Raw genomic sequence first — 20597 nt, 5'->3', positions numbered from 1 at the left:
TGATTAGATGAATGCAGTGGGCGTCCAGGGGCTGGTCGACTGGCAGGCGGTGTGGATCACGCTGAAACTGGCGGGGCTGACCACCCTGATTCTGATGGCGCTGGGCACGGCTATCGCCTGGGGACTGGCGCAGAGCCGGCACTGGAGCAAACGTCCGCTGGAGGCGATTATCTCGCTGCCTTTGGTGCTGCCGCCCACCGTGCTGGGCTTCTACCTGCTGCTGCTGTTAGGCCCTAAAGGCCCTATTGGCGAGGTCACCCAGGCTCTGGGATTGGGCGTGCTGCCCTTCACTTTTCCTGGACTGGTGGTCGCTTCCGTCATTTACTCTCTGCCCTTCGCCGTACAGCCTATTCAGAACGCCTTCGAGACCCTCGGCGCCCGCCCGTTGGAGGTCGCCGCCACCTTGCGCGCCTCTCCCTGGGATCGCTTCATGACCGTCGCATTGCCGCTTTCCCGCTCAGGCCTGATCACCGCCGCTGTGCTGGTGTTCGCCCACACGATTGGCGAATTTGGCATCGTGCTCATGATCGGCGGCGCCATCGCTGGCGAGACCAAAGTTCTGTCAGTGGCCATTTATGATCACGTGGAGGCCATCGAGTACACCCAAGCCAACATTCTCTCCGCCGGCATGCTGATCTTTTCCTTCACGGTACTGCTGGCGCTGCAGATTATCCGCAAACCGGCGAAGGTAATCGCATGAACGACGATATCTCCGCTTCCTTTTTCTCTCACAAAGGCGACTTTACTCTGGACGTCGCGTTCACTACGCCGGGCCAGGGAGTCACCGCCCTGTTTGGTCGCTCCGGCTCAGGCAAAACCACGCTGCTACGCTTTATCGCCGGTCTGGAGCGAGCGGAGAAAGGCGCTCTGCAAATCAAAGACGAAGTCTGGCAAAGCGCGGACCTGTTCGTACCGCCGCATCGCCGCGCCCTGGGTTATGTGTTTCAGGAACCCAGCTTGTTTGCGCACCTCTCGGTCATGGACAATTTGCTTTACGGCTATCACCGCATTCCACAATGGGAGCGCAGAGTGGCGCCGGAAGAGGTCATTCGGTGGCTTGAACTGGAGCTCCTGATCGGACGCAACACCCATTCCTTGTCTGGAGGGCAAAGACAACGGGTGGCCATTGGCCGCGCTCTGCTCACCAGCCCCAAACTGCTGTTGATGGACGAGCCTCTGGCCAGCCTGGATTTACAAAGCAAGGAAGAAATCCTGCCCTACCTGGATGAGCTGTTTCAGCAGCTGGACATTCCCGTTTTCTACGTGAGTCATTCGCCTGATGAAGTCATGCGCCTGGCTTCGCATCTGGTGCTGCTGGACCATGGCGGCGTCCGCGCCGGCGGCCCCATCAACGATCTGCTCACCCGCCCCGACCTGCCTCTGGCGCACCTGGAGGAGGCCAGCGCCGTCGTGCACGCAAACATTCAGGCCCATGACCTGGAGTACCATCAAACACTGCTGGGCGTTCCTGGAGGCGTTTTGGCGGTGCATCACAAACAGGGACCGATTGGCCAGCAAGTCAGACTGCGCATCCACGCCAAGGACGTCAGCCTGGCGCTGAAACCACCCGAGTTGAGCAGTATCTCCAACTGCATTCCAGTGAAGGTGATCGATATCAACGTAGACAGGGAGCCGTCACAGGTAGTGGTGCGTCTGGCTCTGGGGGAAGAAACCATTCTCGCCCGCGTCACCCGCCGCTCCATCGATCAATTGCATATCGAGAGAGGCATGCAGCTGTTCGCCCAAGTAAAAAGCGTAGCCTTAATTGACTGATTCCCTTGGAGAGAGAAAGTTTAATGGAAAGCAGTGAACTCGAGCGTTTCATGCGGCTGGCCATCATCGAAGGCCGTAAAGCCATCGCGCATTACCGCCCCAACCCGCCTGTCGGCTGCGTACTGGTGCGCAACGGCCAGATTGTCGCATCAGGCCATACCAACGCGCCCGGACAACCTCACGCCGAAGCAATGGCGCTGCAGAATCTGCCTGGCCCGACCGCGGACGTCATCGCTTTTGTCACTCTGGAGCCCTGCTCGTTCCAAGGCCGTACGCCATCCTGCGCTCAGGCGCTGGTCAAGCGAGGCATACGCACTCTGTATGTCGGCATGATCGATCCTCATCCGAAAAATTGCGGGGCTGGCATTAATATCCTCAAGCAAGCGGGCGCCGAAGTGGTGGTGGGGTTACTGCAAAATGAGGTACGAAAGGAGCTTGAGGCGTATTTATGGCGTCCGGAAGACGAGGAGAGTCACTAAAAGCTCGTTAGGACAGGTTGGCCCCGCCCATAAGAGCGAAGCCTGATCGACGTCTTTAATCCATCCAGCGCAAACGGTCACGCAAGGTCACGACATCGCCGATAATAATGATGGTTGGACCAGGAATCTGTTGCTCCTCGACCTTCTTGGCGATATTGCCCAGCTCTCCCACCAGAACCTGCTGATCCGGCAGCGTGCCGCGGGATACCAGAGCGATTGGCGTTGACGGCTTCATGCCATGCGCGATCAGTTCACGACTAATCACAGGCAGCCCCACCAACCCCATGTAGAACACCAGGGTCTGATTGTCCTGCACGAACTCATGCCATGGCAGGTCGCAGGTGTCGGACTTCAGATGGCCAGTCACAAAACGCACCGACTGCGAATGATCTCTGTGGGTCAATGGAATACCGGAATAGGCCGCGCACCCTGAAGCGGCGGTGATCCCAGGCACAACCTGAAACGGGATGCCCGCATCCGCCAGTTGATCGATCTCTTCACCGCCGCGGCCAAAGATAAAGGGGTCGCCGCCTTTAAGGCGCAACACCCGTTTTCCTTCCTTGGCCAACTCCACCAACATGGCGTTGATTTCCTGCTGCGGCAACGTATGGTTGGAGCGGGCTTTGCCCACGTTGATGCGCTTGGCGTCACGACGCACCAGATCCAGAATCTGCGGCGACACCAGACGGTCATACAACACCACATCGGCCTGACGCATCAAGCGCAGCGCGCGGAACGTCAATAAGTCAGGATCGCCAGGCCCGGCGCCGACCAGATACACTTCACCCGCACCGGTGATTGTATCCGCCTGCTCGCCGCTTAACATGTCATCCAGCATCGCCCTGGCTTTGTCCGTGCGCCCGCAAAACACCAGATCGGAAACGACGCCTTCCAGTACGGACTCCCAAAAGCGACGCCGCTGGTTGATATGGCCAAAACGGGCCCGGACTTTATCCCGGAACTCCATCGCCAAATCCGCCAGCCTGCCAAAACCATGAGGGATCAACGACTCCAGACGGTTACGTAGCAGACGGGTCAATACAGGCGCGCCGCCGGAACTGGTGACGGACACCAATACCGGGTGACGATCGATAATAGAAGGAAAGATAAAACTGCTTAGCTCCGGCTGTTCTACAACATTCACCGGAACGCCGCGCGCCTGAGCGGCTTGCGCAACTTGTTGATTCAGGTCCGTGGAATCGGATGCCGCGACAACCATCGCGCAGGATTGCAATAGCTCAGAATGAAAGGATTCAGAAGTAAGAGTAATGGCGTTGAGCACGTCAGCGCTCTCAACGAGCGCCTTCGCATTCGCATCACCCAGGAGCCGGACTTTGGCCCCTGCGCGCAACAGCAGGTCAGTTTTGCGCACCGCCTGCTCGGTGTCCCCAACTACAAGACACTCCCTGCCCTGTAGATTCATGGATATGGGCAGGAAATCCCAGGTCTGTAGTTGTGTGGACATCAATTACCTCAGTTAGCTGGTTTGATCACCTTCACGCCGCCCATGTATGGCTCCAGCACATCCGGCACCAAAATGGAGCCGTCCGCCTGCTGATAGTTCTCCAGCACGGCGATCAAAGTACGTCCTATCGCCAGACCAGAACCATTCAACGTATGCACAAGCTCCGGCTTACCGGTTTCCGGGTTACGCCAGCGCGCCTGCATGCGGCGCGCCTGGAAGTCGCGACAGTTGCTGCAAGAAGAGATCTCACGGTACTTCTTCTGCGCCGGCAACCAGACTTCGATGTCATAGGTTTTCGCCGCAGAAAAGCCCAGATCGCCTCCGCACAGCGCCACAACACGATACGGCAGGTTTAACAACTGCAGGATTCGTTCCGCATTGCCGGTGAGTTCTTCCAGCGCCGCATCAGATTGCTCCGGCGCGACCACATGAATCAGCTCCACCTTCTCAAACTGGTGCTGGCGGATCATTCCGCGCACGTCACGGCCGTAGCTGCCCGCTTCGCTACGGAAACAGGGAGTATGGCTGGTCATTTTCAGAGGCAGTTCTTTGGCGTCCAGAATTTCTTCGCGCACCAAATTGGTGACCGGGACTTCCGCCGTCGGGATCAGATAAAAGTCATGCTCGCCTGGCACTTTAAACAGGTCCGCCTCAAATTTGGGCAACTGTCCCGTGCCCTGCAAGGCATGCGCGTGCACCAAAAACGGCGTCATGGTTTCCTGATAGCCGTGTTCAGTAGTGTGAATATCCAACATGAACTGCGCCAGCGCGCGATGCAGTCTGGCCAGTTCGCGGCGCATCACCACAAAACGGGAGCCGGCCAGCTTGGCGCCGCTGTTGAAGTCCAACAGGCCCAGGCTCTCGCCCAGATCAACATGGTCCTTGGGTTCGAAATCAAATTCGCGGATGCTTCCCCATTGGCGCACTTCCACGTTGTCGTCTTCACTTGCTCCTTCAGGAACACCGGCGTCAGGCAGGTTGGGAATGCCTTGCAGCAGGTCGTCCAGTTTGTCCTGGATGTCCTGCAGCTCCGCTTTTGCGGACTCCAGTTCTTCGCCGATTTTAGCCACCTCTTCTTTCAATGGCTGAGGGTCCTGACCCTGTTTCATCAGAACGCCGATGTCCTTCGACTTACTCTTACGCTCGCTTTGCAGTTCCTCAGTACGGACCTGAACGGACTTGCGCCGCTCTTCTAATTGACTGAACGCGTCTACGTCCAGGTCATAGCGTTTGGTCTTTAGTCTGGCAGCCACTTCATCCAGGCTGTTGCGAAGCAATTTTGGATCTAACATGAATTCGTCCAGTAATTTTTTTAAATCAAAGAATAAGCCGAGTCAGAGCGATACCTGCGCCCACGGCGAAGAGGCATAGTATAACGCTCATAAAAATATAGGCGAGACCTTGCAACAGCTGATCGCTTTGCATCAGGCTCCAGGCTTCCAGCGAAAAGGTGGAAAACGTGGTCAGCGCGCCTAAAAAGCCCACCATTATCAAAGATCGCAGCTCAGGTTGTCCATGCAGTTTCTCCACCACATACACAAAAGCCGTCCCCAGCAGAAAAGAGCCAAGCAGATTCACCGCCAGCGTGCCCCAGGGAAATTTAGCGCCCGCCACATTACTCACCCAGGCGACAATTAAATACCGGCTGACAGCGCCGAACGCACCGCCAAGAGCAACATACACAAGATGGGGAATGCTCATAATGATCACGAACAGATTTCAGGTGGTTCAGGAGCGGCTCTGATACTCTTCGTCCAGACTCCGCAGGTATTCCAGCTTTTCCTTAACTTTGCTTTCCAGGCCCCGCTCCACAGGATGGTACAGACGCAGGCCATCCAGCTCGTCAGGCAAATACGTCTCGCCGGCGGCGTAGGCCCCAGGCTCGTCATGAGCGTAACGGTATTCTTTACCGTAGCCCATTTCCTTCATCAACTTGGTCGGCGCATTGCGTAAGTGCACGGGAACCGGATAATCCGGCGACTCCGCCGCCAGCTTCATCGCCGCGTTAAACGCGTTATAAACCGCATTGCTCTTGGGCGCGCACGCCAGATAAACAATCGCCTGAGCAATCGCCAGCTCGCCTTCCGGGGAGCCCAGCCGCTCTTGCACATCCCAGGCTGAAAGCGCGAGATCCAGCCCACGCGGATCGGCGTTGCCAATATCCTCACTGGCCATACGCACCACGCGACGAGCGACGTACAAAGGATCGCAGCCGCCGTTCAACATACGGGCGAACCAATACAAAGCGCCATCAGGATTAGAGCCGCGCACGGATTTGTGCAATGCGGAGATCTGATCGTAGAACGCATCTCCGCCTTTGTCGAAGCGTTTTAGTGAAACCTGCATTACCGACGCCAGCAGCTCACGGGAGAGAATCCCACCCTGCTCGCCCGGGTCCGCCAGATCAGACATGGTTTCAAGTATGTTCAGCGCCTGTCTCGCATCGCCGTTGGCGGCTTCAGCGATCATCCGCAACAGGTCGTCGTCGTAGCTCCAGGGCGTTTGACCCAAACCATTTTCAGCGTCCGTCAGAGCCCGTTGTAATAGCGCCGTCAGGTCATCGATGGTGAGCGGTTTTAATGGATACACCCGCGCCCGCGATAACAGTGCGTTATTCAGCTCAAAAGAGGGATTTTCCGTGGTGGCGCCGATAAAAACAAAAGCGCCTTCTTCTACGTAAGGGAGAAAGGCGTCCTGCTGGGACTTATTGAAACGGTGGACTTCATCCACGAACACAATGGTCTTGCGCCCGCTTTGTGAGTTTGCGCGAGCGCGCTGGCTGACTTCGCGAATTTCCTTAACCCCGCTCTGCACGGCGGACAAGGTAATAAATTCTGCCCCCGTGTATCCCGCCACCAGTCGGGCCAAAGAGGTTTTGCCTACGCCGGGGGGGCCCCAGAAAATAACTGAGTGCAGCTGATCGCGCTCCAGCGCCTTGCGTAACGGTTTATCTGCATCCAGCAGATGCGTCTGCCCGATATACTCATCTATGACACGGGGACGCATGCGCGCCGCCAGAGGCGCATACTGCGCGCTCCGGCGACGTTCTTCCGACTCAAACAGGTTCAGCGTCAAGGCGCCTCCCGGATGACATCTACGCCATCAGGGATCTCAAAGTGAAAGGCTTTTTCGCTAATGGTTTGATTTACTGATACGCCAGTGAAGAAAAGGCTGGTTTGCTGACCAAGAGAGTCCTTCAGCTTCATACTTACCAGCTGATCGTTAACAAAACTCAGTTGCAGTGTGTCGAACAGAGAGTCAACGCCTTTCGGACGCAGCAGGAAATCCACCTGACCCGGCTGTGATTCCGGTTGCTCTTCCACTTGATACTGTTCATCAATCTTGCCAACTTCTCCACTCAGCAGCAGCGCTGGCGTATTGGAAAGTTGCTGCGACAGGTGCTGAATCGTCACTTGCTCCAGATCCGGATCGTAAATCCAAACCTGCTGACCGTCTGTCACGATGGTCTGTTCCAAAGGCGCTTTGGTTTTCCAATAGAACAAACCTGGGCGTTTGGCTTTCAACGTGCCAGTCACTTCCTGCATCACCTGCCCGCTCTGGGAACGCATGGTTTGCGTGAAGTTGGCGGTAAAGGTTTCTACATTTTTCAAAAGGCCGGAGAGCGTATCCACGCCCGCCGCATTCGCCATCATACTGGCGGCGCTCAACGCCGCCACGGAGAGTAGTTTCAATAATTTCATGGATATCAGTCTCTAGGAGGAGGTGGAGCCAGAACTTCCCGGGAGCCGTTATGGCCTGCGGACGAGACCACGCCCGCCGCCTCCATCGCGTCAACCAGGTTGGCCGCCCTGTTGTAGCCAATTTTCAGACGACGCTGCACGGCGGATATGGACGCCTTGCGACTTTCGGTCACAAAGGCCACAGCCTGATCAAACAGGTCGTCTTTTTCGGTGCCGTTGTTATTGTCGCCGCCGCCATCGAAACTAGCGACAAACTCGCTGTCAGTGGCGCCGTCGAGAATTTCGTCCAGATAATCAGGCTCGCCCCGCTGTTTCCAGTCATCCACCACACGGTGCACTTCATCATCGTCGACAAATGCGCCATGCACACGGATTGGCAAGCCGGTACCGGGAGGCAAATACAGCATGTCGCCGTGCCCCAGCAACTGCTCTGCGCCGCCCTGATCCAAAATAGTACGGGAGTCGATCTTAGAGGACACCTGAAACGCCATACGGGTCGGCACGTTGGCTTTGATCAAACCAGTAATAACGTCCACCGACGGCCGCTGGGTCGCCAGGATCAAGTGAATACCCGCCGCTCGCGCCTTCTGGGCGATACGGGCGATTAATTCTTCCACTTTCTTGCCGACGATCATCATCATGTCAGCGAATTCGTCAACGACCACCACAACAAATGGCAGTGGGGTCAGCATCGGCGGCTCTTCTTCAAGCGCGTTATCGCCCGGTTTCCACAGAGGATCACGAATCGGCTCGCCAGCAGTGATGGCGTCTTTCACGACTTTGTTGAAGCCTGCGATATTTCTGACGCCCATGGCGGCCATCAACCGATAGCGGCGCTCCATCTCCCCTACACACCAACGCAGCGCATTGGCGGCTTCTTTCATATCCGTCACTACCGGCGTGAGCAGATGGGGAATGCCGTCGTAGATGGACAACTCCAACATTTTGGGGTCGATCATGATAAGGCGCAGTTCTTCCGGGGTCGCCTTGTAAAGCATACTGATCAACATGGCGTTCACGCCCACGGACTTACCGGAGCCCGTGGTGCCCGCCACCAGTAAGTGCGGCATTTTCGCCAGATTGGCGACAACCGGATTACCCGCAATATCGTTACCCAGTCCCAGTGACAATGGCGAGCTGGAATCGTCATAGGCTTTAGAGGACAACACTTCCCGCAAACGTACGATGTCGCGGTTTTCGTTAGGAATTTCAATACCTACCACGGACTTGCCAGGGATAACCTCCACCACACGCACGCTGATCACCGCCAACGAACGCGCAAGGTCCTTGGCCAGATTGCTGATGCGACTGACTTTAACACCAGGCGCAGGCTGGATTTCAAAACGGGTGATCACCGGGCCAGGGTTCACCTCCACCACTTCGGCGACAACGCCAAAGTCGTTCAATTTCACCTCCAGGAGGCGCGATAAGTTTTCCAGCACCTCGGGAGAATAGCCGCCTTTTTTCGAGGTTTCAGGCGGGTCCAGCAGATTCAAGGATGGCAATGGACCTTCCGCAAAGTTAAACAGCGACGGCTGCGATGCGCGTTTGGCTCGTTTGCTCTCCCCTCCCGCTTCTTTCTGGAACGGCAGAATCTTGACCTTTTTGTCCGCGGGGTCCGCGGGCGTTTCGCTATCCACGTCCATGGTGTCGCCCAAACTGGGCTCAACTTTGGTCTCGGCTTTCTTTTTGCCGAAACTCAGCAAGGAACGCTTTTTAGTCTCTTGCTCTTCAGGGACATTAACCCGAGAGTCCAACAGCGGAATACGATCGTCCTCGTCATCATAGTCTTTCACTTCCCGTTTCGTCTTTTTAGGCTTGGGAGGCGCTTCGGCTTCTAATCTGGCTTTTTCTTCGCGGCGGGCTTCCGCACGCTCTCCCATTTTCTCTTTTGCGGACGAAAACTCTTCGCCGATGCGACGGAACAACGCCAGCGTCTTGGCGCCCACCCAGTCCATGATCTTCAACCAGGACAAACCGGTGGCGATACTGAAACCGAACAAGGAAAGCGCCACCCATACCAGCGTACTGCCGATAATGTTGAAGGTGTCGACCGCCATCCCGGCGACTTCCGCGCCAACAATGCCGCCGGAGCTGGAGTTCAGGCCACTGACCGAATACATGGTCAACAACGAACAGGTGGACAACACCAGCACGATCAGACCGACTACGCGAATAACCACCATCCACCAGTTGATAGGGTGGCGCATATGGCGCTGACGGAACAGTTGCACCGACCGTAAGACGAACAAAAAGGGAAATAAGTAGGCGACGTAGCCGAAGAAGTACAGCAATACGTCGGAAATCCAGGCTCCGACGCGCCCAGCGTAGTTAACGACCTGGGAATGATGCCCTGTGCTGGTCCAGCCAGGGTCTGAAGGATTATACGAGACCAGGGCCAACACCAGATAAACGGCGATGGTAACACAAGCGATCAACACCCCTTCGCGGAGCCCCTGCTCCAGGTAGCGCTTCGCTCTGTTGTCTTCTATATCTGCTGGCATAAGGATTTTAGCTGGCTAAATATTCAGTAGTGTACACAAGCCGGGAGTCTAGGTGAACCCAGCTTAACCGCGCATTAATAGAATTTAACGCCAAAAATTAAAATTGCGCTCTATCTATTTGTTTATATTGATTTTATTCTAGCTCAAGTTGGCGGGAGATGCATTTTTCGACAGTCTGACGGTCGTATCAGGCGGGATCAGACGAAAAACGCCGAGGCTTTCGGCCGCCCCGGCGTCTAAAATCAAGCGCCCAACGCCGCTGCGCCGGCCAGTAGATCTTCACGAATATCCTCAAAATCCTCCAGTCCCACGCAGAGACGAATCAGATTATCGGAAATACCCGCCAGCGCCTTGTCGTCATCGGAAAGGCGACCATGAGTGGTGGTCGCCGGATGCGTCATAGTGGACTTCACATCCCCCAAATTGGCGGTGATGGAGATCCACTTGGTGTTGTCGATAAATGACCAGGCCTCTTCTCTGCCGCCTTTTACCTTGAATGACAGCACTCCGCCATAACCTTTCTGCTGACGCGTAGCCAGTTCATGGCCCGGATGGTCAGGCAATCCGCAATAGTGGACTTTCTCCACCCAGCTTTGCTCATTCAGCCATTGGGCGACCTTCATGCCGTTCTCACAATGCGCTTTCATGCGAATTGGCAGCGTCTCCAGGCCCTTCAGGAACACCCAGGCGTTAAAGGGACTCATGGTAAAGCCGCCGGAGCGCAGGAACGCCAGCACTTCCGACGTTAACGCAGTGTTACCCACTACCGCGCCGCCCAGGCAACGCCCCTGGCCGTCCAGATACTTGGTCGCCGAGTGAATCACTAAGTCCGCTCCCAGACTCAGCGGCTTTTGCAGAACCGGCGTACAAAAACAATTATCCACCGCCAGCAAAGCGCCATTGGCGTGCGCCAACTGCGCCAGAGTCGCAATGTCGGCCACTTCGTTCAAAGGATTGGATGGCGTTTCGATAAACAATAATCGGGTATTGGATTTGATCGCCGCGCGCCAGCCGTCCATGTCCGTCAGCGGCACAAAAGTCGTTTCCACGCCGAACTTCTTCATGTACTTGTCAAATACGGCGTGAGTCGTACCGAACACGTTACGGGAACAGACCACATGGTCGCCGCTTTTCAGTAGCGCCATACAGGCGGACACAATCGCCGCCATGCCGGAAGCGGTCGCCACACAGTTTTCCGCTCCCTCCAACGCAGCCAGACGCTCTTCAAACATGCGTACAGTAGGATTGGTGTAGCGCGAATAGACATTGCCGGGATTATCGCCAGCAAATGTCGCAGCAGCTTCCGCCGCCGACTTGAAAACGTAGCTGGAAGTGGGATAAATCACTTCCGCATGCTCTTGCTCCTGAGTGCGGATCTGGCCCGCGCGAATCGCCTGCGTAGCATCGCGCCAGTCTACCTCCGGGGGCAGCAGAAGCTCACGGGTTTCAGTTTTTCTGCCTGACATCGTCTGTTCCTGGATATGAAGTGGGGCCGCCTGAGGAGAGCAAGAGAGCGCCCTCCCCTATCCGGCGCTATAGCGTTGTTCCGTGCAGTCTATTGAATTGACCGCTGAATGGGTAGTCGTGCGACTGAATAGATCCTAGTGCAACTGACTAGACAGTAGCGCGACTGACGCCGGCATAGCGACCGGCGTCATGCGCAAAAGACGCTGCCGACGATCAGTCGTCGTTGTGCAGGTCCAGAGGCGCTTGCGCCATCATCAGTTCCTGCTCGCGCTTGGACTTGCTGCTGTCGTTACGGACAGCCTCCAGTCGCTGGAGATATTCATCGTTCACATCGCCAGTCACATAATCGCCATCGAACACGGAGCAATCGAATTTTTCTATGTTCGGATTGCCTTCCAGAGCGCAAGACACCAGGTCTTCCAGGTCCTGATACACCAGCCAGTCAGCGCCGATGAGTTCCTGCACTTCTTCCGGCGTGCGGCCGTGAGCAATCAGCTCGTTGGCGGAAGGCATGTCGATGCCGTACACGTTGGGATAGCGCACAGCCGGAGCCGCCGAGGCGAAATAGACTTTCTTGGCGCCGGCGTCCCGCGCCATTTGCACGATCTCGCGGCAGGTGGTGCCGCGTACGATGGAGTCATCCACCAGCAGCACGTTTTTGCCGCGGAATTCCAGCGCGATCGGATTCAGCTTTTGACGCACGGATTTCTTACGCTGGTTTTGGCCCGGCATGATAAAGGTGCGGCCAATGTAGCGGTTCTTGATAAAGCCCTCCCGGTATTTCACTCCCAGACTCAGCGCCATTTGCATGGCGGAGGTGCGGCTGGTGTCAGGAATCGGCATCACCACATCGATATCGTGATCAGGGCGCAGACGATGAATCTTCTCCGCCAGATAATCCCCCATGCGTAAACGCGCCTTGTAGACGGAAATGCCGTCCATGATGGAGTCGGGTCTAGCGAAGTACACGTACTCGAAAATACAGGGGTTTAGTTTTGGGTTTTCCACACACTGCTGCGTGTGCAGACTGCCGTCAGTCTCAATGTAAACCGCTTCGCCCGGAGCGATGTCGCGTTGCAGCTCGAAGCCCAGCGCGCTGAGCGCCACACTTTCGGAGGCGATCATGTACTCAGGCCCTTTCGCCGTTTCCCGTTTGCCGAAGCAGGCCGGGCGAATCCCGTTGGGATCACGGAAGGCGACGATGCCATAGCCAGTAATCATGGCGATGACGGCGTATGCGCCTTTCACACGCTTATGAACCGCTTTAACCGCCGCAAATACGTCGTCTTTTTCCGGCACCAGTTTGCCCAGCTTCTGCAGCTCATGAGCGAAGATGTTCAGGAGCACTTCAGAATCGGAACTGGTGTTGACGTGACGCAGGTCGGTGCGAAAGATATCGCGAGCCAACTCTTCCGCATTGGTGAGGTTGCCGTTGTGGGCCAGCGTGATGCCGTAAGGAGAGTTCACATAAAAAGGCTGGGCTTCCGCAGAACTGGAAGAGCCCGCTGTGGGGTAGCGAACATGGCCAATGCCCACACTGCCGACCAGACGCATCATATGGCGAGTGCGGAACACGTCGCGCACAAGACCGTTGTCCTTTCTCAGGAAAAAACGGTCGTCCTGGAAGGTAACGATTCCCGCGGCGTCCTGGCCACGATGTTGTAACACGGTGAGTGCGTCGTAAAGGTCCTGATTAACATTCGCTTTACCCACAATACCAACAATACCGCACATGTATGGTTACCTCGTCTTTGAATCTCGCGCAAAATTTAAGCGGTTTATGTAAGCATAGACGCTATGGGGTCGCCGAAGACCGACCGCGACCAAGCTTCCAATTTTTCAAAATGGGGAATTAACGTCGATTCCGACCACCAGGGGTCCTGTACGACGGGAGTCAGTCGCAACAGCGCCACGACAACGACAACCAACACCACGCCCCGGATCATTCCAAACGCCATGCCCAGGGTACGATCGGTACCGGACAGGCCAGTGGACTTCACCAATGCGGAAATCAAATGGTTCAGCAACGCGCCGATAATGAGCGTCACGATGAAAAGTATGACAAAGGCTGCAATCAGCCTGACGGAAGGTACGGAGATAAGCCCTTCCAGCAGCGTGGCCAAATGCACATAAAACATGCGCGCCACTATAAATGCGAGAACCCAGGTAACCAGAGAAAGCGCCTCTTTGACGAAGCCTCTGACCAGGCTGACTACCGTGGATAAACCAATAATTCCAATAATGACCCAATCGGCCCAAATCATCATAGCATCCTGGAAATAGCGTAATTAGCCCCCGGATTTCGGGGGCGCATCATTCTAGCAAAAAGGAGGGGGCAGAAAAACTAATGCTTTGTCGCGGCGGGCTATTGCCCTGGGCGATATTGCACGACGAGGGAGTTGACTTTGTAGCGCTTATCCACCTGAGTCTTGAGCTTGTCCGCCTGACTGCGCTCCATTACCGGCCCGGCGAAGACCCGAACCAGGTTTTCGCCTTCTGAGCTGCGATATTCCTGAGTAAATGCAGGATGGCCGTCGCCATGCAGTTCATTACGAATTTTCAAAGCGCTTTCGCGATTCTTGAACGTACCGATTTGAATTGACCATGCGGCGGGAGACTTGTCTTTATCCAGACTGTAATCCTTAGGCGCCTCTTTGGTCTCGTTCTTGACGCTGGCTGATGGGGTCGCCACAGCTACCGTCGTCGCAGGCTTTTCCTCCGCCTTCACCACAGGTTTGGGTTCAGGCTTGGATTGCGGCTCAGGTTTAGGCTCCGGCTTCGCCTCCACAACCTTTTGCGGAGCTGGCTCTGGCGTCGTTGCCACCGGCTTGGATTCGCTCATATTGTGCATCTCCGCCATGGCCGCTTCTTGAGCGATTTCCTCTGCGGAGCCTGAGATCCGGGAAGTTTCGTCCGCGACCGCATCGCCAGTTTGCGTATCAACCGGCTGCGCTGGCATTGCAGCATTGGCGTCGCCTGCGCTCAGTTGCGGCGCTTTGGCTTCTTCGATAGTGAAATTGGGCGTTTCCGGCTTGTCAGGAATGATAATGATCTGGGATGTCTTTTCCTGCTGGGCGTTATCGAACAACATGGGCAGAAATATGACCGCCAGAGACACCAGCACAATAGCGCCGACAATACGCTGCTTTAATCCATCCATAGAAAAACCCTGAGACTGTAAATAGAAATCATGATGGAAAAAACCAAATGGATTAAAAGACTGTGGAGACGATCCGTTTAGCGACCGTCTCCCTCATCGGTTCCCATCATACCGTTTTGAAAAATTTCCGCCACGGTGAAAAAAGAACCGAAGGCGACGATACGCCCGTCTGAGCCCACTTCGGATGTCGCCTGAGCCAGACACTCCGACAAGGAATCGCAGGTTTGCAGCGGCGCGGGTTGATTCTGCTCGACCAATTCCGCCAGTTGCGCCAGCGGCATGGCCCGATCCACATTGAGAGGAAACACAAACCAGCGGTCGAATACGCCAGCGAGTTCTTTGACGATGCCCGCCACATCCTTATCTTTCAGCGCTGAAAATACCGCCACCTGCGGTTTTTTAACCGGCAATCCACCCAGCCATTGTTTGAGATAGCGCGCAGCGTGGGGGTTATGCCCCACATCGGCGTATACTTCCGGGTCACGGCGCAGCAACTGGAAACGTCCCGGCACCTTGACGTCAGCGATGGCAGCGGCGATTTGAGATTCCGACAACGCAAAGTCCAGCAGCATGGCGGCCTGCATCGCCGCAGCCATATTGGCCATAGGCAGACCGTTATCGCTCAGTCCGTCAATGACCATGTCCGCATGCTTGCGACGACCGCGCCATTGCAGAGTTTGCGACGCATCGCCAGTGCGTTCGAGAGTAAAGTCCTGACGCCAGATAAAGGTTGCGCACCCCAGCTTTCCTGCTACGTCCACCACACTGGTTGGCGGAGCGTCTTCGGCGATGACAAGAGGAATGCCCGGCCTCAGAATACCCGCCTTTTCGCGGCCGATATCTTCACGTGAGTCGCCCAGCCATTCCTGATGATCCAGATCCACACTGGTGATCACCGCCAGATCAGGATCGACAATGTTAACCGCGTCCAGGCGCCCGCCCAAACCGACTTCCAGCAGAACCACGTCCAGCTTGGCCTGTTGAAACAAGTAGAACCCCACCAACGTGGTGAACTCGAAATAGGTCAGCGCCGATGGGCCGCGAGCCGCTTCTACGGCCGCGAACGCCCCTTCAAGCGCCTCGTCGCTGACATCAACGCCATTAATGCGCACACGCTCGTTAAAACGCAGAATGTGGGGCGATGTGTAAGCGCCTACCGTTTTGCCCGCGGCGAGAGCAAGCGCCTCTACCGCCGCCAGCGTAGAGCCTTTACCGTTGGTTCCTGCAAGGGTCACCACGGTTTTCGCCAGCCTGGCGTTGCGGCAAAGTCGGCGAAATACGTCATTGACGCGATCCAGTCCCATTTCTATGACCTGAGTATGCAGTTGCGACACATAATCAAGCCAGTCAGACAGTCTTCGAGGTTCCATATTCCTATCTACGCTATGAGATCCGATATCAGGCTAAGGCCGGCTTATTCCAGGTTTTCTGGCGGCTCCGGTATTTCCATTTCCTCATCATCGAGATCGTCTTCGTTTTCAAATTCAGGCTCTGGCAGCTTCATCATTTTGGAGATGAGCATCGACAGTCTGCGACGCAATTGATTGCGGGCAAGAATCATATCCAGCGCGCCATGCTCCAGCAGGAATTCACTGCGCTGGAAGCCTTCAGGCAGTTTTTCACGCACAGTCTGCTCAATAACGCGAGGACCTGCGAAGCCAATCAGCGCATTGGGCTCAGCCACATTCAGGTCGCCCAGCATGGCGAGACTGGCGGATACGCCGCCGAACACGGGGTCGGTCATCACAGAGATGTATGGAAGGCCGCGCTGCTTCATCACTTCCAGCGCCGCAGCGGTTTTCGCCATCTGCATCAGGGAGATCAGCGCTTCTTGCATACGCGCGCCGCCACTGGCGGAGAAGCAGATCAGTGCGCGGTTTTCTTCCAGACAGACATTTACGGCGCGAACGAACTTCTCGCCCACCACCGCACCCATGGAGCCGCCCAGGAAAGTGAATTCAAACGCCACCACAGCAACCGGTACGCCAGCGACAGTTCCCTTGAAGGCCACCAGGGCGTCTTTTTCACCGGTCGCTTTTTGATTGCTGACCAGGCGGTCTTTGTAGCGCTTGGTGTCTTTGAACTTCAGGCGATCCGCCGGCTCCAGCTCAGGAGCTAGCTCCACTCTGTCAGCGCCGTCCAGGAAAATGTCGATGCGTCTACGTGCGGAGATGCGCATGTGGTGCTGACACTTGGGGCACACATCCAGGTTTTTTTCCAGTTCAGGGCGATAGAGTACGGCGCTGCACTTAGGGCACTTTTTCCACAAGCCTTCGGGAACGTTACTCTTGTGCTTGGACTGAGCCCCCCCCATTCCCGGAATAATTTTTTCTAACCAGTTACTCATATTAAACCCTACTCACTTGTTTATTCGTCCATCGCGGCGCGCATGGAGCTAAGCAGCTCTTTTACTTTGGCGCGCATCTGCTCCGGATTTTCAGCATTAGTCGCTATTGTATTCACAAGTGCGCTACCGACAATTACACCATCGGATACTGCCGACACTGCTTTCGCTGTTGCCGCGTCTTTGATGCCGAAGCCAACCCCGACAGGCATATCAGTCAGAGACTTGATGGCGCTGACATGTTTTTCCACATCGTCGATATCCAGGGCATTGGAGCCAGTCACCCCTTTCAGCGACACATAGTACAGGTATCCGCTGCCGAACTTCGCAGCGGCGGCGATACGATCTTCCGTAGTGGTGGGCGCAATCAGAAAGATGACATCCAGCCCCGCTCCTTTCAGATGCGGCGCCGCCAAATCCGCTTCTTCCGGCGGCAAGTCCACGATCAATACGCCATCGACTCCCGCCGCCTTGGCTGCGTCGGTAAATGGATGCACGCCCATGGCTTCCACCGGATTCAAATATCCCATCAATACGACAGGGGTCTCCGTGTTGGTCTTGCGGAACTCCTCCACCATGCCCAGCACCATTCTCAGAGAAGTCCCGTGCTCCAGCGCGCGCTCACAGGCCAGCTGAATCACGGGGCCGTCCGCCATGGGATCGGAAAACGGCACGCCCAACTCAATAATGTCAGCGCCCGATTCAACCAGGGCGTGCATGATATTTACCGTGTGCTGCGGCGCGGGATCTCCCGCGGTCACATAGGGAATCAACGCGGTTTTGTTGTTCGCCTTCAACGTCTCCAGGCATTGCTTAATTCGACTCATGTCACACCCTTTTTAAAATTCAATTCCGTCAAGCTTGGCCACAGTATGGATGTCTTTATCGCCGCGTCCGGACAGGTTGACGATGATGATCTGGTCTTTATCCATGGTCTTGGCCAGCTTCATGGCGTACGCCACCGCATGACTGGACTCCAGCGCCGGCATGATGCCTTCCACCCGAGTCAGAGTATGGAAGGCGCGCAGCGCTTCTTCGTCTGTCGCAGAAACGTAATCCGCGCGTTTGATGTCTTTGAGCCATGCATGCTCAGGACCAACGCCCGGATAATCGAGACCTGCGGATATAGAGTGCGTTGCGGAAATCTGGCCGTTTTCATCTTCCATCAAATAGGTGCGGTTGCCATGCAACACGCCGGGACGACCCGCGCAAAGCGGCGCCGCGTGCTGCCCGGTCTCCAATCCGAGCCCGCCGGCTTCCACGCCGTACATTTTGATCTGTTCATCCGCGATAAAGGGGTAAAACAAGCCAATGGCGTTGGAGCCGCCGCCCACGCAGGCTACTAATGCATCCGGGAGACGCCCTTCTTTTTCCATGCACTGCAGGCGCGCTTCACGACCAATAATGGACTGGAATTCCCGCACCAGCTTGGGATATGGGTGCGGGCCCGCCACCGTACCGATAATGTAGAAAGTGTCGTCGACGTAGGTCACCCAGTCCCGCAAGGCTTCGTTCATCGCATCCTTGAGGGTTTTGGTGCCGCTGGTGACCGGGCGCACTTCAGCGCCCAAAAGCTTCATGCGGTAGACATTCAAAGACTGTCTATGCACATCTTCTTCGCCCATATAGACCACGCATTTCAACCCCAGACGGGCGGCGACGGTGGCCGTGGCGACGCCGTGCTGGCCTGCGCCGGTTTCGGCAATGATGCGCGGCTTGCCGAGGTATTTCGCCAGCAACGCCTGACCGATGGTGTTGTTTACCTTGTGGGCGCCGGTGTGATTCAGGTCTTCCCGTTTCAGATAAATCTTGGCGCCGCCGACCTGCCTGGTTAGACGCTCCGCAAAATACAACGGAGAAGGACGACCGACGTAGTCGGCCAGATCCGCATCGAACTCTTCCTGGAACTTGGGATCGATACGCAATTTTTCGTAATGCTGCTCCAGCTCCAACAGCGAAGACATGAGCGTCTCGGATACGAATCGGCCGCCGTAATGACCGAAGTGGCCGCGATGGTCCGGAATATTGGCCAGCGTTTCAGCGTCAAACCTCGTACTCACGATATACCTCACCTATAAATTCCTGGATTAATTCAATGCTCTTCACGCCCTTGCTTGCTTCGACGCCACCGCTGACATCAACGGCATAGGGCCTGACAGTGCGAATAGCTTCCGCCACATTGGACGGATTCAGGCCGCCAGCGAGAATCACCGGCTTGCCCAGCTCATGACGAATGCGGGACCAGTCGAAAACTCTTCCAGTGCCGCCACGTAATTGCGGGTCATGGGTATCAAACAATAAGGCCGCTGCATCCGGATACTTAGCCGCCTCCGCAACCACGTCCGTCTCATCGCCCACGCCAATGGCCTTGTAGAAAGGACGGGAAAAGCTGCGGCAAAAATCGTTATCTTCATCGCCATGAAACTGCAGCACATCGAGAGGGACGACATTCAAAATCTCCCTCACCTGCTCCGCGCTATGATTGACGAAGAGACCAACAGTAGAAATAAAGGGAGGCAGTTGGGCGATAATGCGGCTGGCTGCGGCGGGATCAATGTATCGGGGGCTGGGCGGATAAAAAACAAATCCTATGGCGTCGCCGCCGGCGTCGGAGACCGCCAGCGCATGCTCCAGCTCGAGGATGCCGCAGATTTTGCAGCGAACGCGCTTGTTGCGGGCATTCATTTTATCTCTTCCTTTTTTATGCTGTTCTTCGTTTTTCCGGAAAAGTTCAAGTCAGCGATTCGGCGGCGCATAACAGGCTTGGGATTATAGCGAGTTAAAGCGGCTTCGGGAAATCGAGGAAATCAGGCGCCGAGAAAAAACGGCCCTTTCCGCAACGAAGGAATCGCAAACTCTTCCGGATAGGTGACAGACGTCAGGTACAACCCAAAAGGCGGAGCCGTCACTCCGGCTTTTGAGCGCTTCTTGGAAGCCAGCACGTCCGCGACCCAGTCTGACGGCTTCTTGCCTGTCCCCACCGCCATTAAGGTACCTGAAATGTTGCGCACCATGTGGTGTAAAAACGCGTTCGCCTCCACTTCTATCACAACCATGTCGCCGACCTTGCTCACTTCAAGACGGGTCAGATTGCGAAAAGGCGTCTTGGATTGACAGTCGGAACCGCGGAATGCGCTGAAGTCATTCTCGCCGATCAGATGCGCGCCGGCGGCGGCCATGCTTTCCACATCCAGAGGACGGTAGTTCCAGGTAACGTTGCGATTGAGCCACGCGGGGCGAATCGGATGGTTGTAGATAATGTAGCGATAGCTGCGTGAGGTCGCGGTGTAGCGGGCATGAAAATTCTCTGACACCGCGCCCGCCCAGCTCACGGATACATCCGCCGGCAAAAAGTGATTGACGCCCATCGCCCAGGAATACGGGCTGCGCTGCGCCTTCGTCACGAAGTGAACGACCTGGTTCACCGCATGAACGCCGGCGTCGGTGCGCCCCGCGCATACGACACTAACGGGATGGTCTGCGACTTTTGATAAAGCAGCCTCTACTTCCGCCTGCACGGAGGGTACGCCGGAGTTCTGCGCCTGCCAGCCGTGATAACGGGAGCCGTCGTAGCCCAACACCAGCGCAACGCGCCCGGTATCCGGCAAGAGATCGTTGGAAAGTGGGTACAATGACTGGTTCGAACTGGTTGGATTCATAAGCCGCCCTCAAAACATGAGGGCAGCATTATTGGAAAGTAGCGG

General features: G+C 56.0%; 19 protein-coding genes. 3 read left to right on the top strand and 16 right to left on the bottom strand.

All coding sequences use genetic code 11. From position 1 onward, the window contains the following. Positions 1-7 precede the first annotated feature (7 nt). From modB to ACQYWX_RS11565, 3 genes are read left to right on the top strand one after another with little or no spacing between them, the layout of a single operon-like run. Positions 8-700: a molybdate ABC transporter permease subunit gene (gene modB / locus ACQYWX_RS11575; protein WP_431688872.1), complete on the top strand. Its 693-nt coding sequence runs from the start codon at positions 8-10 to the stop codon at positions 698-700. Then, positions 697-1773, top strand: coding sequence for a molybdenum ABC transporter ATP-binding protein (modC, locus tag ACQYWX_RS11570; protein ID WP_431688871.1), 1077 nt, complete (start codon positions 697-699; stop codon positions 1771-1773). Before modB ends, modC begins: the two co-directional genes overlap by 4 nt. 23 nt (positions 1774-1796) lie before the next feature. Further along, complete coding sequence (locus tag ACQYWX_RS11565) at positions 1797-2252, top strand: bifunctional diaminohydroxyphosphoribosylaminopyrimidine deaminase/5-amino-6-(5-phosphoribosylamino)uracil reductase RibD (RefSeq protein ID WP_431688870.1); 456 nt, start codon at positions 1797-1799, stop codon at positions 2250-2252. A 55-nt stretch (positions 2253-2307) separates the two neighbouring features. On the opposite strand, the gene cysG is transcribed toward ACQYWX_RS11565, so the two are convergent. From cysG to truA, 16 genes are all read right to left on the bottom strand, one after another. Further along, positions 2308-3717: a siroheme synthase CysG gene (cysG, locus tag ACQYWX_RS11560; RefSeq protein WP_431688869.1), complete on the bottom strand. Its 1410-nt coding sequence runs from the start codon at positions 3715-3717 to the stop codon at positions 2308-2310. An 8-nt stretch (positions 3718-3725) separates the two neighbouring features. Then, a complete protein-coding gene (gene serS, locus ACQYWX_RS11555) occupies positions 3726-5009 on the bottom strand; it encodes a serine--tRNA ligase (RefSeq protein WP_431688868.1) in 1284 nt (427 codons plus the stop codon). Positions 5010-5034: 25 nt separating this feature from the next. Continuing rightward, entirely contained in the window at positions 5035-5418 is a 384-nt protein-coding gene (gene crcB, locus ACQYWX_RS11550) for a fluoride efflux transporter CrcB (protein WP_216735821.1), read from the bottom strand. A 27-nt stretch (positions 5419-5445) separates the two neighbouring features. After that, positions 5446-6792 carry a replication-associated recombination protein A gene (locus ACQYWX_RS11545; protein ID WP_431688867.1) on the bottom strand — a complete coding sequence of 449 codons (1347 nt, stop codon included), beginning with the start codon at positions 6790-6792 and terminating at the stop codon, positions 5446-5448. Further along, a complete protein-coding gene (gene lolA / locus ACQYWX_RS11540) occupies positions 6789-7418 on the bottom strand; it encodes an outer membrane lipoprotein chaperone LolA (RefSeq protein WP_216735820.1) in 630 nt (209 codons plus the stop codon). Before lolA ends, ACQYWX_RS11545 begins: the two co-directional genes overlap by 4 nt. Positions 7419-7423: 5 nt before the next feature. Continuing rightward, a complete protein-coding gene (locus ACQYWX_RS11535; protein WP_431688866.1) occupies positions 7424-9922 on the bottom strand; it encodes a DNA translocase FtsK 4TM domain-containing protein in 2499 nt (832 codons plus the stop codon). Positions 9923-10164: 242 nt separating this feature from the next. Then, complete coding sequence (locus ACQYWX_RS11530; RefSeq protein WP_431688865.1) at positions 10165-11388, bottom strand: O-succinylhomoserine sulfhydrylase; 1224 nt, start codon at positions 11386-11388, stop codon at positions 10165-10167. A gap of 214 nt (positions 11389-11602) precedes the next feature. Then, complete coding sequence (gene purF / locus ACQYWX_RS11525; RefSeq protein ID WP_279501887.1) at positions 11603-13123, bottom strand: amidophosphoribosyltransferase; 1521 nt, start codon at positions 13121-13123, stop codon at positions 11603-11605. Between the two features lie 44 nt (positions 13124-13167). Beyond that, complete coding sequence (locus ACQYWX_RS11520; RefSeq protein ID WP_011396317.1) at positions 13168-13656, bottom strand: CvpA family protein; 489 nt, start codon at positions 13654-13656, stop codon at positions 13168-13170. A 98-nt stretch (positions 13657-13754) separates the two neighbouring features. Next, positions 13755-14549 carry an SPOR domain-containing protein gene (locus ACQYWX_RS11515; RefSeq protein WP_279501889.1) on the bottom strand — a complete coding sequence of 265 codons (795 nt, stop codon included), beginning with the start codon at positions 14547-14549 and terminating at the stop codon, positions 13755-13757. A 77-nt stretch (positions 14550-14626) separates the two neighbouring features. Next, positions 14627-15919 (bottom strand): bifunctional tetrahydrofolate synthase/dihydrofolate synthase, encoded by a 1293-nt coding sequence (gene folC / locus ACQYWX_RS11510; RefSeq protein WP_431688864.1) that lies wholly within the window; start codon positions 15917-15919, stop codon positions 14627-14629. Positions 15920-15963: 44 nt separating this feature from the next. Then, positions 15964-16896: an acetyl-CoA carboxylase, carboxyltransferase subunit beta gene (gene accD, locus ACQYWX_RS11505; protein ID WP_216735814.1), complete on the bottom strand. Its 933-nt coding sequence runs from the start codon at positions 16894-16896 to the stop codon at positions 15964-15966. 20 nt (positions 16897-16916) lie between these two features. Further along, positions 16917-17720 carry a tryptophan synthase subunit alpha gene (gene trpA, locus ACQYWX_RS11500; RefSeq protein WP_279501891.1) on the bottom strand — a complete coding sequence of 268 codons (804 nt, stop codon included), beginning with the start codon at positions 17718-17720 and terminating at the stop codon, positions 16917-16919. 12 nt (positions 17721-17732) lie between these two features. After that, complete coding sequence (trpB, locus tag ACQYWX_RS11495; RefSeq protein WP_216735812.1) at positions 17733-18953, bottom strand: tryptophan synthase subunit beta; 1221 nt, start codon at positions 18951-18953, stop codon at positions 17733-17735. Then, on the bottom strand, positions 18937-19578 hold the full coding sequence (locus ACQYWX_RS11490; RefSeq protein ID WP_279501893.1) for a phosphoribosylanthranilate isomerase: 642 nt from the start codon (positions 19576-19578) through the stop codon (positions 18937-18939). The genes trpB and ACQYWX_RS11490 overlap by 17 nt, the downstream gene beginning before the upstream one ends. Before the next feature lie 122 nt (positions 19579-19700). Beyond that, positions 19701-20552: a tRNA pseudouridine(38-40) synthase TruA gene (truA, locus tag ACQYWX_RS11485; RefSeq protein WP_431688863.1), complete on the bottom strand. Its 852-nt coding sequence runs from the start codon at positions 20550-20552 to the stop codon at positions 19701-19703. Positions 20553-20597: the final 45 nt, after the last annotated feature.

The sequence above is a fragment of the Hahella sp. NBU794 genome, assembly GCF_050749805.1.
Taxonomy (GTDB): Bacteria; Pseudomonadota; Gammaproteobacteria; order Pseudomonadales; family Oleiphilaceae; genus Hahella.
This window is presented reverse-complemented; position numbering and strand designations above follow the sequence as displayed.

What these genes read in the sequence shown, in the direction of transcription:
- modB (WP_431688872.1), top strand. Translation starts at nt 8, where the DNA reads ATGAATGCAGTGGGCGTCCAGGGGCTGGTCGACTGGCAGGCGGTGTGG.
- modC (WP_431688871.1), top strand. Translation starts at nt 697, where the DNA reads ATGAACGACGATATCTCCGCTTCCTTTTTCTCTCACAAAGGCGACTTT.
- ACQYWX_RS11565 (WP_431688870.1), top strand. Translation starts at nt 1,797, where the DNA reads ATGGAAAGCAGTGAACTCGAGCGTTTCATGCGGCTGGCCATCATCGAA.
- cysG (WP_431688869.1), bottom strand. Translation starts at nt 3,717, where the DNA reads ATGTCCACACAACTACAGACCTGGGATTTCCTGCCCATATCCATGAAT.
- serS (WP_431688868.1), bottom strand. Translation starts at nt 5,009, where the DNA reads ATGTTAGATCCAAAATTGCTTCGCAACAGCCTGGATGAAGTGGCTGCC.
- crcB (WP_216735821.1), bottom strand. Translation starts at nt 5,418, where the DNA reads ATGAGCATTCCCCATCTTGTGTATGTTGCTCTTGGCGGTGCGTTCGGC.
- lolA (WP_216735820.1), bottom strand. Translation starts at nt 7,418, where the DNA reads ATGAAATTATTGAAACTACTCTCCGTGGCGGCGTTGAGCGCCGCCAGT.
- ACQYWX_RS11535 (WP_431688866.1), bottom strand. Translation starts at nt 9,922, where the DNA reads ATGCCAGCAGATATAGAAGACAACAGAGCGAAGCGCTACCTGGAGCAG.
- ACQYWX_RS11530 (WP_431688865.1), bottom strand. Translation starts at nt 11,388, where the DNA reads ATGTCAGGCAGAAAAACTGAAACCCGTGAGCTTCTGCTGCCCCCGGAG.
- purF (WP_279501887.1), bottom strand. Translation starts at nt 13,123, where the DNA reads ATGTGCGGTATTGTTGGTATTGTGGGTAAAGCGAATGTTAATCAGGAC.
- ACQYWX_RS11520 (WP_011396317.1), bottom strand. Translation starts at nt 13,656, where the DNA reads ATGATGATTTGGGCCGATTGGGTCATTATTGGAATTATTGGTTTATCC.
- ACQYWX_RS11515 (WP_279501889.1), bottom strand. Translation starts at nt 14,549, where the DNA reads ATGGATGGATTAAAGCAGCGTATTGTCGGCGCTATTGTGCTGGTGTCT.
- folC (WP_431688864.1), bottom strand. Translation starts at nt 15,919, where the DNA reads ATGGAACCTCGAAGACTGTCTGACTGGCTTGATTATGTGTCGCAACTG.
- accD (WP_216735814.1), bottom strand. Translation starts at nt 16,896, where the DNA reads ATGAGTAACTGGTTAGAAAAAATTATTCCGGGAATGGGGGGGGCTCAG.
- trpA (WP_279501891.1), bottom strand. Translation starts at nt 17,720, where the DNA reads ATGAGTCGAATTAAGCAATGCCTGGAGACGTTGAAGGCGAACAACAAA.
- ACQYWX_RS11490 (WP_279501893.1), bottom strand. Translation starts at nt 19,578, where the DNA reads ATGAATGCCCGCAACAAGCGCGTTCGCTGCAAAATCTGCGGCATCCTC.
- truA (WP_431688863.1), bottom strand. Translation starts at nt 20,552, where the DNA reads ATGAATCCAACCAGTTCGAACCAGTCATTGTACCCACTTTCCAACGAT.